This window comes from Vibrio sp., from assembly GCF_050299255.1.
Lineage (GTDB): Bacteria > Pseudomonadota > Gammaproteobacteria > Enterobacterales > Vibrionaceae > Vibrio.
Map to the genome: position 1 here is coordinate 94,714 of NZ_JBNKVP010000001.1, position 14,657 is coordinate 109,370.

13 protein-coding genes and 2 tRNA genes are annotated in these 14,657 nt (G+C 51.2%); 3 read left to right on the forward strand and 12 right to left on the reverse strand.

From position 1 onward, the window contains the following. Nucleotides 1-6 precede the first annotated feature (6 nt). Both ACQY6F_RS00390 and ACQY6F_RS00395 read left to right on the forward strand, forming a co-directional pair. The gene (locus ACQY6F_RS00390) at nt 7-1,419 is read left to right on the forward strand and encodes an FAD-dependent oxidoreductase (RefSeq protein WP_428771323.1); all 1,413 of its coding nucleotides are present in this window, start codon (nt 7-9) and stop codon (nt 1,417-1,419) included. An 82-nt stretch (nt 1,420-1,501) separates the two neighbouring features. After that, complete coding sequence (locus tag ACQY6F_RS00395; RefSeq protein WP_428771325.1) at nt 1,502-1,942, forward strand: DUF1499 domain-containing protein; 441 nt, start codon at nt 1,502-1,504, stop codon at nt 1,940-1,942. A 35-nt stretch (nt 1,943-1,977) separates the two neighbouring features. Here the strand turns inward: ACQY6F_RS00395 and truB are convergent, their stop codons facing one another. The 12 genes from truB to rlmE all read right to left on the reverse strand — a co-directional run bounded on the left by truB (nt 1,978) and on the right by rlmE (nt 14,126). Beyond that, nucleotides 1,978-2,928: a tRNA pseudouridine(55) synthase TruB gene (gene truB, locus ACQY6F_RS00400; protein ID WP_428771327.1), complete on the reverse strand. Its 951-nt coding sequence runs from the start codon at nt 2,926-2,928 to the stop codon at nt 1,978-1,980. Then, nucleotides 2,928-3,323 (reverse strand): 30S ribosome-binding factor RbfA, encoded by a 396-nt coding sequence (rbfA, locus tag ACQY6F_RS00405; RefSeq protein ID WP_428771329.1) that lies wholly within the window; start codon nt 3,321-3,323, stop codon nt 2,928-2,930. The genes truB and rbfA overlap by 1 nt, the downstream gene beginning before the upstream one ends. Before the next feature lie 102 nt (nt 3,324-3,425). Next, nucleotides 3,426-6,119, reverse strand: a complete 2,694-nt coding sequence (gene infB / locus ACQY6F_RS00410) for a translation initiation factor IF-2 (protein ID WP_428771331.1) — start codon at nt 6,117-6,119, stop codon at nt 3,426-3,428. Nucleotides 6,120-6,140: 21 nt separating this feature from the next. After that, entirely contained in the window at nt 6,141-7,628 is a 1,488-nt protein-coding gene (gene nusA / locus ACQY6F_RS00415; protein ID WP_428771333.1) for a transcription termination factor NusA, read from the reverse strand. A gap of 18 nt (nt 7,629-7,646) precedes the next feature. Next, nucleotides 7,647-8,102, reverse strand: coding sequence for a ribosome maturation factor RimP (gene rimP, locus ACQY6F_RS00420; protein ID WP_428771335.1), 456 nt, complete (start codon nt 8,100-8,102; stop codon nt 7,647-7,649). 251 nt (nt 8,103-8,353) lie between these two features. Continuing rightward, nucleotides 8,354-8,430: transfer RNA gene (locus ACQY6F_RS00425), tRNA-Met, on the reverse strand. A 57-nt stretch (nt 8,431-8,487) separates the two neighbouring features. Further along, nucleotides 8,488-8,571, reverse strand: a tRNA-Leu gene (locus tag ACQY6F_RS00430). An 11-nt stretch (nt 8,572-8,582) separates the two neighbouring features. After that, nucleotides 8,583-8,918, reverse strand: coding sequence for a preprotein translocase subunit SecG (gene secG / locus ACQY6F_RS00435; protein ID WP_428771337.1), 336 nt, complete (start codon nt 8,916-8,918; stop codon nt 8,583-8,585). Nucleotides 8,919-9,170: 252 nt separating this feature from the next. Next, nucleotides 9,171-10,511 carry a phosphoglucosamine mutase gene (gene glmM, locus ACQY6F_RS00440; protein WP_428771339.1) on the reverse strand — a complete coding sequence of 447 codons (1,341 nt, stop codon included), beginning with the start codon at nt 10,509-10,511 and terminating at the stop codon, nt 9,171-9,173. 22 nt (nt 10,512-10,533) lie between these two features. Next, nucleotides 10,534-11,364, reverse strand: a complete 831-nt coding sequence (folP, locus tag ACQY6F_RS00445) for a dihydropteroate synthase (RefSeq protein WP_428771341.1) — start codon at nt 11,362-11,364, stop codon at nt 10,534-10,536. A 66-nt stretch (nt 11,365-11,430) separates the two neighbouring features. After that, nucleotides 11,431-13,389, reverse strand: a complete 1,959-nt coding sequence (gene ftsH, locus ACQY6F_RS00450; RefSeq protein ID WP_428771343.1) for an ATP-dependent zinc metalloprotease FtsH — start codon at nt 13,387-13,389, stop codon at nt 11,431-11,433. 107 nt (nt 13,390-13,496) lie between these two features. Then, the gene (gene rlmE / locus ACQY6F_RS00455; RefSeq protein ID WP_428771345.1) at nt 13,497-14,126 is read right to left on the reverse strand and encodes a 23S rRNA (uridine(2552)-2'-O)-methyltransferase RlmE; all 630 of its coding nucleotides are present in this window, start codon (nt 14,124-14,126) and stop codon (nt 13,497-13,499) included. A 119-nt stretch (nt 14,127-14,245) separates the two neighbouring features. On the opposite strand from rlmE, the gene yhbY reads away from it, so the two are divergent. Continuing rightward, complete coding sequence (gene yhbY, locus ACQY6F_RS00460; RefSeq protein ID WP_428771347.1) at nt 14,246-14,542, forward strand: ribosome assembly RNA-binding protein YhbY; 297 nt, start codon at nt 14,246-14,248, stop codon at nt 14,540-14,542. Nucleotides 14,543-14,657: the final 115 nt, after the last annotated feature.

The window sequence follows — 14,657 nt, forward strand, 5'->3', positions numbered from 1 at the left end:
AGAATAATGAGCCAGAATGTATACCAATTTATTGATGTTCAACGCGTAGACCCGGCTAAAAAACCTGTGTCGGTACGCAAAATTGAGTTTGTCGAAATCTACGAACCCTTTACCAAACAGCAGGCCACGGCCCAGGCGGATCGCTGCCTGGATTGTGGTAACCCATACTGTGAGTGGAAATGTCCGGTACACAACTACATTCCTCAGTGGCTGAAACTGGCCAACGAAGGACGGATCCTGGAGGCGGTTGAGCTGTCTCACCAGACCAACAGCTTGCCGGAAGTCTGTGGCCGGGTCTGCCCGCAGGACCGCTTGTGTGAAGGTGCCTGTACCCTTAATGACGACTTTGGCGCGGTGACGATCGGTAATATCGAAAAGTACATCACCGACAAAGCGTTTGAGATGGGCTGGAAGCCGGATATGTCCAACGTGGAATGGACAGACCGGAAAGTCGCCATCATAGGTGCCGGTCCCGCCGGGTTGGCCGCCGCCGACGTGCTGGTGCGCAATGGCGTCAAACCGGTGGTATTCGACCGTTACCCGGAAATCGGCGGCCTGCTCACCTTCGGAATTCCGTCGTTTAAGCTGGAAAAAGGCGTGATGGAAAACCGTCGTCGGGTATTCTCTGAAATGGGGGTCGAATTCCAGCTCAATACCGAAATCGGCAAAGACATCGCCATGCAGCAACTACTGGATGATTATGACGCGGTATTCCTCGGTGTCGGCACCTACAAATACATGCGTGCCGGACTGGATAACGAAGATGCCAAAGGCGTTTATGACGCGTTGCCGTTTTTGATCTCCAATACCTATAAAGTGATGAATCTGGATACAGATCAGCCCTATATCGATATGGCCGGCAAGAAAGTCGTAGTACTTGGCGGGGGTGATACCGCCATGGACTGTGTGCGTACTTCAATTCGCCAGGGGGCCAGCAATGTCATCTGTGCCTACCGCCGTGACGAAGCCAACATGCCCGGCTCACGCCGCGAAGTGAAGAACGCCAAAGAAGAAGGCGTCGACTTTATGTTCAACCTGCAACCGCTGGCAATCGAAGTGGATGCTAATGGCAAAGTCAGCGGGGTTAAAGTGGTGAAAACGGCGCTGGGTGAGCCGGATCAAGCTGGCCGTCGTCGTCCTGAACCGGTCAAAGGCAGTGAACACGTCTTGGCGGCTGATGCGGTTATTATGGCGTTTGGTTTCCAGCCACATCAAATGGAGTGGTTAGAGCCGTACGGCGTTGAGCTGGATCAGTGGGGACGTATTAAAGCCGCCTCGGAGCAGAGCTTCATGTTCCAGACCAGCAATGAGAAAATCTTTGCCGGTGGCGACGCAGTGCGGGGTTCTGATCTGGTGGTCACTGCCATTGACGAAGGCCGTAAAGCCGCCGAGGGTATTCTCGACTACCTGGAACTGTAACCGCCGCAAAAATTGAGGGATCCTAACCGGATCCCTTTTGATTTCAGCCGTATTTTATCGCCATAACAGGAACTCAAATCGAATGCTTTTTGCTAGCAGACCACATTTTTCGACCGCTATACTGGTGGCCACGCTCACCGGTTGCAGCCAAGGAGTAACAGAGATGACTGACCGCACCGCCCAGCCTTGTGGCGATAAACCCAATTGCGTCTCTACCCAGGACAGTCGCCAGGAGTTTCAACTGGCACCATTTCAACTCAAGCAAGAGGCCACCATTGACGCTATCGAGCAGGCCGCGCTGCAGTTGCCCGGGGCAAAAACCGCCGACAAGCAAAGCGACTATCTGAGAATTGAGTGTACCAGCAGATGGCTGAGGTTTGTTGACGACCTGGAGCTAAGAGTAGACGGTGAACAGCTGCTGGTTCGTTCGCAGTCCAGGGTCGGCTATTCTGATTTCGGCGTCAACCGCAAACGGGCTGACCAACTACGCCAGCTACTTAAACAGGCGGATATCATTCAATAGAAAAAGCCGAAGCATTCGCTTCGGCTTTTTTGTACTCACTCAGACTCCTGATGGCGAAAAACCACCAGTCGTTTCGGCGCGATTTTTCCATCATCGTTCATCTCACCAACACCAAGGAATAGCTTTTCCTCGCCGCTGGTCAAACGCACACTGCCCTCGCAGGGCGCGCCCATGACCTGCACCGGCTGGCCGTGCTGGACCATATCCGCCAGTTCGGGGATCAGGTTAACCTCGGGCAGCGACTGGACGGCAGAGTCCATCGGCAGTAATAGCGGGTCCAGCAGTTCGCGCGGTGCCTTATCCTGGCGTTTCGCCTGATCCAGCAACTCTTCCAGCTGCTCCAAGGTCAACATGCGCTCATAAGGGTAATCCGCAACCGCGGTGCGGCGCAGCATAGTGACGTGTGCGCCACAGCCGAGCATCTCCCCCAGGTCATCGACGATGGTACGGATGTAAGTGCCTTTCGAGCAGTGCACTTCCATCTCCACTTCATCCGCTGCAAAGCGGAGTAATCGGATATCGTAGACGGTAATTTTGCGCGCTTCACGGGGTACTTCAACACCTTCACGGGCATATTCGTACAGCGGTCGACCCTGGTATTTAAGCGCCGAGAACATTGACGGCACCTGATCGGTTTCACCGCGAAAACGTTCGATACACGCCTCAAGCTGGTCCTGCTCCACGTTCACCGGACGAGTTTCAACCACTTCACCATCAGAATCTGAGGTGTTAGTGCGTTCGCCGAGCTTTGCAATCACCCGGTAGCGTTTATCCGAATCGAGCAAAAACTGGGAAAACTTGGTCGCTTCACCCAGGCAGATCGGCAGCATACCGGTCGCCAGCGGATCCAGAGCGCCAGTATGGCCGGCTTTTTCCGCAAAATAGATCCGTTTGACTTTTTGCAGCGCGTCGTTCGAGGAAATTCCAGTTGGCTTATCCAACAACACTATGCCGTCGACCGGACGACCTTTACGACGGCGCGCCATTACTCTTCGTCCTCGCGATCAGACTGCTGCTGTTTCTGTTTATCCTGGTTAACGACTTCTGTCACCAGGTTAGACATACGCATCCCCTCGACCAGAGTATTGTCGTAATGGAAGCGCACTTCCGGCGTCAGGCGCAGACGAATGCGCTTGCCCAACATCATGCGGATATGAGCTTCGTGCTCGCGCAATGCAGTCAGACAACTTTCTGGTGTTTGTTCACCAACACAAAGAAACGTGACGAACACTTTGGCATAGGCCAGGTCCCGGGACACTTCCACATCCGAGATGGTGACCATACCCAGGCGAGAATCACGGATTTCCCGTTGCAGGATCATGGCCAGTTCTTTTTGCAGCTGCTGTGCCACGCGCTGCGTGCGGCTAAATTCTTTTGACATATCTTTACTCACAAATAGCAAGAATGGGGGGATGGTTTCACCCAGCCCCCCATGGCGTATTTAACAACCTACCATTGCTGCCTTGACAGCAATTTTAGTCAATTAGTCGATAGTACGCTTAATTTCAACCGTCTCGAATACCTCGATCTGGTCGCCAACGCGTACATCGTTGTAGTTCTTAACACCGATACCACATTCGTAACCGCTCTTGACTTCTTGTACATCGTCTTTAAAGCGGCGCAGTGATTCAAGCTCACCTTCGTAGATAACCACGTTATCACGCAGTACGCGGATAGGGTTATTACGCTTGATCAGACCCTCAGTAACCATACAGCCCGCGATCGCGCCCAGTTTAGGCGACTTAAATACATCACGAACTTCAGCCAGACCAATGATCTCTTGCTTGAATTCTGGTGCCAGCATACCACTCATGGCTTGCTTCACTTCGTCGATCAGCTGGTAGATGATCGAGTAGTAACGCAGATCCAGGTTTTCTGCTTCGATAGTGCGGCGTGCAGACGCATCAGCACGGACGTTAAAGCCTAGTACGATAGCGTTAGACGCAGCAGCCAGTACGGCATCAGTTTCCGTAATACCACCCACACCAGAGCCAACGATAGAGACTTTCACTTCATCGGTAGACAGCTTGCGTAGTGAATCGGCAATCGCTTCAACAGAACCTTGTACGTCTGCTTTCAGTACTACGTTCAGTTCAGCCACTTCACCGGCAGTCATGTTCGAGAACATGTTTTCCAGTTTCGCTTTCTGCTGACGAGCCAGTTTCACTTCACGGAATTTACCTTGGCGGTAGTTGGCTACTTCACGCGCTTTACGTTCATCACGTACTACGGTCGCTTCGTCACCGGCTGCCGGTACACCAGACAGACCCAGGATCTCTACCGGGATAGATGGACCCGCTTCGGTAACTTCCTCACCGGTCTCATCGCGCATGGCACGAACGCGGCCATATTCCTGGCCACACAGTACGATGTCGCCTTTACGCAAGGTACCAGACTGAACCAGTACAGTCGCAATCGGACCACGACCTTTGTCCAGACGAGATTCAACAACAACGCCCGAAGCCATACCTTCTTCTACCGCGGTCAGTTCCAGAACTTCCGCTTGCAGCAGGATGGTCTCCAGCAGTGCATCGATATTAGTACCCTGTTTGGCTGAGATGTGAACAAACATGTTCTCACCGCCCCACTCTTCAGGGATAACATCGTATTGCGCCAGTTCGTTTTTCACGTTGTCCGGGTTGGCTTCTTCTTTATCGATCTTGTTGACCGCAACAATCAGAGGAACACCAGCCGCTTTGGCGTGCTGAATCGCTTCGATGGTTTGAGGCATAACGCCGTCATCGGCTGCAACAACCAGAACAACGATATCGGTCGCCTGAGCACCACGGGCACGCATTGCGGTAAACGCGGCGTGTCCAGGAGTATCCAGGAAGGTGATCATTCCGTTGTCGGTTTCAACGTGGTATGCACCGATGTGCTGGGTAATACCACCCGCTTCGCCTGACGCTACGTGAGCACGACGGATGTAGTCCAGCGTCGATGTCTTACCGTGGTCAACGTGACCCATGATGGTAACAACAGGTGCGCGAGGAACGGATTCGGCATTGCTGTCACGATCAGACAGCACTGACTCTTCCAGTTCATTCTCTTTACGCAGAACCACCTTGTGACCCATCTCTTCCGCCACTAATTGTGCCGTTTCCTGATCGATCACCTGGTTGATGGTTGCCATCGCGCCAAGTTTCATCATCACTTTGATCACTTCAGTCGCTTTGACAGACATCTTATTAGCCAGCTCTGAAACCACAATGGTTTCGCCGATCACAACGTCCTGCTTGGCAACGGTTGCGGTTTTATCGAAACCGTGCTGCATAGAGGCCGGTTTGGCTGGCTTAGCCAGTTTGCCTTTACGTCCGCCTCTGCCGCCGCGAGGGCTGCGTGCGCCACGATCGTTGTCATCCGTTTTGGCGCCAGCTTTTTTCTTCTTGCGTCTAGGGGTGGTTTCTTCGCGACGATCTGCTTCGTCTTCGGCTTCACGGGCATAGCGTGAAGTCGTTACGTGGTAATCTGTATTTTCCATCTCACCTTTTTTCTCTTCTGCAGCAGACCAACGCTCTTTATTTTTTTCAGCCAATTCGCGGGCTTCCTGCAGCTGACGCTGACTCTCTTCTTCGGCCTTACGCTTCGCTTCTTCTTCCTGACGACGTTTCAGCTCGTCGGCCTCTTTTCGCGCTGCTTCTTGCTTAGCTTTATCTTCAGCTTTACGCTCATCCAGCTCAGGCTTGTTTTTCGCCTGGGCTGCTTCGCGTTTAGCTTTCTCTTCGGCTTCACGCTTGGCTTTTTCTTCTGCTTCGCGTTTCGCTTTCTCTTCTGCAGCACGCTTAGCGGCTTGTTCCGCTTCACGTTGGGCTGCTAGCTCCGCCTCGCGCTGAGCGGCTTCTTCCGCTTCGCGTTTGGCTTCGTCATCGATTGTACTGCGCTTAACATACGTACGTTTTTTGCGCACTTCAACCTGAACATTCTTACTTTTACCACCGCCAGCGTTCACACTCAGAGTGCTGCGCGTTTTACGCTGCAGTGTTAAACGAGTCGGCTCGGCGTCGCCACTTGTATCACCGTGCTCTTTTTTCAGGTGAGTCAGTAACTTTTGCTTTTCGTCGTCAGAAACAACGTCGCCACTCGCTTTCGCCATACCAGCATCAGCAAGTTGTTCAATCAAGCGGTCCACCGGCGTACCAATTTCTTCACTCAGTGCTTTAACTGTAAGTTGTGTCATGCCGCTTCCTCCCTTGCTGAATTATGCGTCTTCGCCGAACCAACAAATATTACGCGCCGCCATAATTAGCTCACCCGCACGTTCTTCTGTCAGTCCGTCAATACCTTCTAAATCGTCAATACCCTGGTCAGCTAAGTCTTCTAGTGTCACAACACCTTTTGCTGCCAGTTTGTAAGCCATTTCACGCTCAAGACCGTCCAGAGACAGTAGGTCTTCAGCAGGCTCAAGTCCTTCAAATGACTCTTCCTGAGCCAGCGCAAGTGTAGTCAGTGCATTTTTAGCACGAGTACGCAGCTCTTCCACCAGGTCTTCATCCAGACCTTCAATTTCCAGCAGTTCGTTGACCGGAACGTAGGCAATCTCTTCCAGAGTAGAGAAACCTTCTTCCACCAACAATTCTGCGAAATCTTGTTCTATATCGAGATACTTCATAAAGTTCTCGAGTGACGCTTGAGATTCTTCTGCATGTTTGTTCTGCAGATCTTCTACCGTCATTACGTTCAGTTCCCAACCGGTCAGCTGAGACGCCAGACGCACGTTCTGGCCGTTACGGCCGATAGCCTGTGCCAGGTTATCCGCTTCAACCGCGATATCCATTGCATGGGCATCTTCATCAACGATGATAGACGCTACGTCAGCCGGAGCCATCGCGTTGATAACAAACTGTGCCGGATTGTCGTCCCACAGCACGATGTCGATACGCTCGCCGCCCAGTTCACCAGATACCGCCTGGACACGTGCACCACGCATACCAACACAGGCACCAACAGGGTCAATACGACGGTCGTTGGTTTTCACAGCGATCTTGGCACGAGAGCCCGGATCGCGCGCCGCACCTTTCAGCTCGATGATTTCTTCAGCAATTTCCGGCACTTCGACACGGAACAGCTCAGCCAGCATTTCCGGCTTAGAACGAGTGATAAACAGTTGGAAACCCCGGGCTTCCGGCGCGACTTTGTAAAGCAGACCACGGACACGGTCACCAGGACGGAAGTTTTCACGTGGCAGTTGATCATCACGCAGGATAACCGCTTCTGCGTTGTTACCCAAATCAAGAATGATGGTGTCACGGTTTACTTTCTTCACTACGCCAGTTACCAGCTCACCTTCGTTGTCGATGAACTGTTCAACAATCTGCGCGCGCTCAGCTTCGCGAACTTTCTGCACGATAACTTGCTTGGCTGTTTGGGTGGTAATACGGTCAAAGGTAACCGATTCGATTTCTTCTTCGATGTAATCACCCAGTTCAACACTGTCATCATCGTATTGTGCCGCTTCCAGTGAGATCTCTTTGGTCGGGAATTCAACATCTTCCACTACCAACCAGCGACGGAATGTATCAAATTCGCCGGTTTTACGATCGATGGCAACGCGAACGTCAATTTCGATTTCGTATTTCTTTTTAGTAGACGTTGCCAGCGCAATTTCCAGCGCTTCAAAGATACGCTCACGAGGTACCGCTTTCTCGTTCGAAACCGCCTCAACAACCGCTAAAATTTCTTTACTCATTTTTCCAGCCTCTAAGACTTAAAATTTAGGGATCAGGTTAGCTTTTGAAATGTTGCTAAGGGCGAAGTGTTCTTGCTGCCCGTCAACGGTTACGGTGACAGTTTCACCTTCAACAGAGTGGATGATACCTTTCCACTTGCGACGGTTGCCCACTGCCATTTTCAAAACAATGCTGACCTCGTGACCAATAAATTGCTCATAATGTGCGGGTTTGAAAAGTGGTCGCTCCAAACCTGGCGAAGACACTTCTAAGTTATATGCCACTGAGATCGGATCTTCGACGTCCAATACAGCGCTGACCTGATGACTAACTTCAGCACAGTCGTCTACATTGATACCATTCTCGTGATCAATATAGATGCGCAACGTTGAGTGTTCTCCTGCACGGATAAACTCTAATCCAACTAACTCATATCCGGCCGCTTCCACAGGCGCTTCCAGCATCTCAGTAAGTTGTCTTTCTAAACCAGTCATTTAAACCACTCCAGAAACAAAAAAAGGGCTCAGAGCCCAATGTATATTCCAAGCAATTATCTGATTTTTGCCAAACAAAAATTCAGATAACAAAAAACCCCGAAAGTCGGGGTTTTTGTTGCTGGACCCTGATAGAGTAAATGAACAGATAGGTTATCTGGGTCATTTACCGCAGTAGTTGAGTCGATACAGTCGTATAACGCCATACACACTTCACCACTGCACAAACTTGCCTACAAATCCAAGAGGATTGGTTGCGGGGGCCGGATTTGAACCGACGACCTTCGGGTTATGAGCCCGACGAGCTACCAAGCTGCTCCACCCCGCGTCCGACTTGCTGTGCATTATACGCCCAACAAGGTGTTTTACAAGTTTGTAAACTAAATGGTGCCGAGAGAGGGACTCGAACCCTCACACCTAAGGCACTAGCACCTCATGCTAGCGTGTCTACCAATTTCACCATCTCGGCACTGAATCAGTTTATTGAGGAATCTCGTCGCCTGTTGTAGCGGCAGCTTCACTCACAGTATCATCAGCTTGCTCAATCACTTGACCTTGAGTAGGGTCAATCCATTGAGATTCAGTTTTGTGGGTAGACATGTTACCCAACACCAAACTAATGATAAAGAATACGGTTGCAAAAATTGCAGTCATTCGGGTTAGGAAATTTCCTGAGCCGCTTGCGCCAAATACTGTATTTGATGCGCCTGCACCGAACGAGGCTCCCATATCTGCGCCTTTACCTTGCTGAATCAACACCAGGCCGATTACACCGAGCGCAGCCAACAGGTAAATCACAAGTAGAACACTAAACATATTTTCCACCTATGTTCCAAATTGTTGAGCCAGCGCCGCTCCATACCTGAGTAACAGAACAAGGCTAGCGCACCTCCTCAACGAAGGCGGTGCAATACTAACGAAAGCCTTTCCCGCTGACAAGTAGAAATTAGCAAAAATCACAGACTTCACCGTCAAACGGTCAAAAAAAGGGCAAATCTGTATCTTTAGTTATTAGACCGCCTGGAACTGTTTATGTTACGACGGTCTATTCTACCTAAATTTCAATAACTAACAGTTCACTTTTACTGCATCAGCAATTTGCAGTGCCGAAGAGCGGACTAACTCAGCGTCCTCACCTTCCACCATCACCCGGATCAGTGGTTCGGTACCCGACTTGCGCAGCAATACCCGCCCTTTCTCACCCAGTTCGGCTTCGACCGCTTGCACGGCAGCTTTCACGGCTGCAGCTTCCAGCGGATTACTGTCACCAGCGAAACGCACATTTTCCAGCACCTGAGGGTACAAGGTCATCCCCTGTGACAGTTGATGCAGTGAAGAACCGCTGCCAACGATCGATGCCAGTACCTGCAGACCCGCCACAATCGCATCGCCGGTGGTTACTCTATCCAGCAAAATGATATGACCTGAGTTTTCCGCGCCTATTTTCCAGCCGGTTTCAAGCAGTTGCTCCATCACATAGCGGTCGCCCACTTTGGCACGAACAAACGGAATGCCCAACTCTTTCAGGCCATTTTCCATGCCGAGGTTGGTCATCAGCGTGCCGACTACGCCACCTTCCAGCCTGCCGCAGCGCTGGGCATCACGGGCAATGATGTAGGCGATCTGGTCACCATCTACCTTGTGGCCCAGGTGATCCACCATGATCAGCCGGTCACCGTCGCCATCAAAAGCCAGGCCCAGATCCGCCTGTTCGGCGACAACGCGCTGTTGCAATGCGCGGACATCCGTTGCACCGACTTCATCATTGATGTTGGTGCCGTTAGGCTCGATGCCCATCGCGATAACGTCCGCACCCAGTTCAGTGAAAACGCTCGGTGCGATGTGATAGGTTGCTCCGTGAGCACAATCGAGCACAATTTTCATACCAGACAGACTCAACTTGCTCGGGAAAGTGCTTTTACAGAACTCAATGTATCGGCCCGCAGCATCGTTCAGACGCGTTGCCTTACCCAGCATAGCCGACTCAACGCACTCAATGTCTTTGTCCAGTTCGGCTTCGATAGCCAGCTCAATCTCATCCGGTAACTTGGTCCCCTCTGATGAGAAAAATTTAATGCCGTTATCATAATAAGGGTTGTGTGATGCAGAGATCACAATCCCCGCTTCAGCCCGGAAGGTTTGGGTCAGATACGCCACCGCCGGGGTCGGCATCGGCCCGGTGAATGTGGCCTTTAATCCCGCCGCTGCCAAGCCCGCTTCCAGCGCAGACTCCAGCATGTACCCTGAGATACGGGTATCTTTACCTATGATGACTTTCTTAGTGCCCTGTTGCGCCAGTACGCGCCCCGCAGCCCAGCCAAGCTTCAACACAAAATCCGGCGTGATCGGGTATTGACCTACTTTGCCCCGTACTCCGTCAGTGCCAAAATATCTTCTTTTATCTGACATGAAGATTTCCTTTAATTATTATTTAGTAGTTGTCTCGGGTGGCATTCACAACCGCCATAGCATCTAACGTCTCGGCGAAATCGTGAACCCGAATAATTTGAGCACCCTTCATGGCCGCAATGGTCGCACAGCTGACACTGGCCGCCATACACTCAGCAGGCTGTTTGTTCAGCAGCTTAAACAGCATGGATTTGCGCGACATACCCGCCAGGATCGGTAAGCCAAACCGATGCAGATCTTCCAGGTGTGCCAACAAGCGATAATTATGTTGCACCGTTTTACCAAAGCCAAAGCCCGGATCCAAGATAATTTGTTCACGCGGGATGCCGGCTTGCTCACACACTGACAATCTCTGCTCTAAAAACTGCGCGACATCCTGCAACAGGTCATCATAAACCGGATTCTCCTGCATGGTACGGGGTTGTCCCTGCATGTGCATAATGCACACCGGTACACCAGCTTTCGCCGCGACTTCCAGCGCACCCGGTTCCTGCAAGGAACGGATATCATTGATAATATCCGCGCCGGCCGCCACGGCCTGCGCCATCACTTCGGCTTTGCTGGTATCGACTGAAATCCAGACATCGTGGCGCTGACGAATCGCCTTGATCACCGGTATTACCCGTTGCAGCTCATCTTCCAGCGAGACATCCGCCGCGCCTGGCCGGGTCGATTCACCACCAATATCGATGATAGTGACCCCGGCTGCGATCATTTTTTCTGCCTGAGCTAATGCCCGTTCAATGCTATCGAACTGGCCACCATCTGAAAATGAGTCCGGAGTAACATTGAGAATGCCCATTACCTGCGGCTGAGACAGGTCCAGTTGCTTGTTGTTTGCGTAAATAATCATGTTCCAACCACTACTCCCAAATACAAAAACCCCGAGCTAACTCGGGGTTTTATTGACTAAAAACAATTATTCGCTGTCTTGCTTATCCGCTGGAGTAACAGAGGTTGTTGCTTCAGGTTTGGCCTCAGCTTTGCTGGACTCAGCATCTGATTGCGCAGCAGGTTTATCGTCTGATTTTGGCGTATCATCTGATTTAGGTCTGTCACCCCAACCTGCCGGCTCGCGAATCTGCTCTTTACGTTCCATCAGGTCATCAATCTGACCGGCATCGATGGTTTCGTATTTCATCAGCGCATCTTTCATCGCGTGCATGATATCCATGTTTTCTTCCAGGATATGTTTTGCGCGCTCATAGTTGCGATCGATGATGCTGCGAACCTCGTCGTCGATAAGTTTAGCGGTATCGTCCGACATATGTTTGGTCTGAGTCACACTACGGCCCAGGAACACCTCGCCTTCATCTTCCGCATAGAGCAGAGGACCCAGCTTTTCAGAGAAGCCCCATTGGGTCACCATCTTACGGGCGATATCGGTAGCACGTTCAATATCGTTAGATGCGCCGGTCGAGACTTTCTCCGGACCGTAGATCAGCTCTTCCGCCAAACGACCACCATACAAACTGGAAATCATCGACTCAAGATGCTGACGCGACATACTGATACGATCCTGCTCAGGCAGGTACATGGTCACACCCAGTGCCCGGCCGCGCGGAATGATCGATACTTTATAAACCGGATCGTGCTCTGGCACCAAACGTCCCACGATAGCGTGGCCCGCTTCGTGATAAGCGGTCGACGCTTTGGTCTCTTCCGACATCACCATCGAGCGGCGCTCTGCGCCCATCATGATCTTGTCTTTTGCCAGTTCAAACTCAACCATAGAGACGTTGCGCTTGTTACCACGGGCAGCGAACAGCGCGGCTTCGTTGACCAGGTTAGCCAGATCGGCACCTGAGAAGCCTGGCGTACCGCGCGCGATCAGAGATGGTTCCACGTCTCCGGCCAAAGGCACTTTACGCATATGTACTTTCAGAATCTGTTCACGACCGCGTACATCCGGCAAGCCGACCACAACCTGGCGGTCGAAACGGCCTGGACGCAGCAAGGCTGGGTCCAGTACGTCCGGACGGTTAGTCGCGGCAATGACGATAATCCCTTCGTTACCTTCAAAGCCATCCATTTCTACCAGCATTTGGTTCAGGGTCTGTTCACGTTCATCGTGACCACCACCGACACCGGCACCACGCTGACGACCTACCGCATCGATCTCATCGATAAAGATGATACAAGGTGCGGCCTTTTTGGCCTGTTCGAACATGTCACGCACCCGAGAGGCACCCACACCGACGAACATTTCAACGAAATCGGAACCAGAGATAGTAAAGAACGGTACTTTGGCTTCACCGGCAATCGCTTTCGCCAGCAAGGTTTTACCGGTACCTGGAGGACCGACCATCAGAACACCGGTAGGGATCTTACCACCCAGTTTCTGGAAGCGACTCGGATCGCGCAGGTAGTCCACCAGCTCTTTAACGTCTTCTTTAGCTTCATCACAACCGGCTACGTCGCCGAATGTGGTTTTGATCTGCTCTTCACTCATCATCCGAGCTTTGCTTTTACCGAATGACATGGCGCCTTTGCCACCGCCACCCTGCATCTGGCGCATGAAGAAGATCCAGACACCGATCAGCAGAATCATCGGGAACCAGGATACAAAAATGGTTCCCAGTAAACTTTCTTGCTCAGGCGGTGTACCTTGTACTTTGACATTCTGATTGATCAGATCGTCCAGCAGCTTTTGGTCATAGACTGGCATGTAAGTAACATAACGCGCGCCACCTCCCCGGCGAACAAACGTGATTTCTTCACCTTTGAACGTCGCTTCCTGGATTTGGCCTTGACCTACTTCCTGCACAAATGTGGTGTAATCTACTGCTCTGCCGTTACTATCTCCAGGGCCAAAGCTCTGAAATACCGACATTAATACTACAGCGATGACTAGCCACAGAATTAAATTTTTTGCCATGTCACTCAAGGTGTCAGCCTCTCGATAACTAATTGTAATTAAAGGTAGGGTACTACAGTTTATATGCTGTAGCCATAGTGTTAACGACCGCAGAGCCCTGCAAATGGTTAACCTTTGTAACCGGTGGCTACAATATATACTTCACGCGATCTCGCTCTGGACGAATCCGGTTTGCGAATCTTAACAACTTTAAACATCTCACGGACGTCTTTTACATACTGGTCAAAGCCTTCTCCCTGGAATACTTTCACCACAAAACTACCATTGGCAGCCAGAACTTGTCGACACATATCCAGCGCCAGTTCTACCAAATACATGGCTCTAGGCTGGTCAACAGACTGGTTACCCGCCATATTCGGCGCCATATCTGACATCACCACATCGACCATGTCAGGCTGAATTCGTTCTAGCAACGCATCCAACACCGATTCTTCCCGGAAATCACCCTGCAGAAATGCCACTCCGGCAATAGAATCCATCGGCAGGATATCACAGGCAATCACCTGACCTTGCTCACCCACAATGTTCGCCGCGTATTGCGACCAACCACCCGGGGCGGCACCCAGATCCACCACCGTCATACCAGGTTTTAGTAACTTATCCTTATTTTGGATCTCTTCAATTTTGAAGATAGCACGGGAACGGTAACCTTTCTTTTTTGCTTCGTTGACGTATTTATCATCAAAGTGCTCTTTGAGCCAACGACCTGAACTGGCTGAATGCTTCTGCTTACTCATGGGTTTCCTAACAAACAGTCCACCACATAATAAAGTATGGTAGAAAATATAGTCTTGAGGGATAGATGGCGTTAAAATGACGCTTTTCAACCCTCATATTAAAGAAAATTGGCCGCGAAATGAACTTAAGCACCAAACAAAAGCAGCACCTGAAAGGCTTAGCACACAACTTGAAACCAGTTGTACTACTTGGCGCAAACGGACTTACTGAAGCAGTGCTAGCGGAAATCGACATTGCCCTCAACCACCACGAGCTGATCAAAGTGAAGGTGGCCGCTGAAGATCGCGACACTAAAAACCTGATCGTTGATGCCATCGTGCGTGAAACCGGTGCGGAAAAAGTGCAGGTTATCGGTAAGGTACTGGTTCTGTACCGTCAGAGCGAAGAGCGAAAAATCGAACTGCCTCGTAAGTAGTTCTCCCCCCGTCTGTCTCACCGTGGGCAAACCTTTGCAAGTTGCGAAGGTATTCGCACGGTAGAGCGATTACAACGGCGGGTATTGGGCAAAAAAGGTCGCATGAGCGACCTTT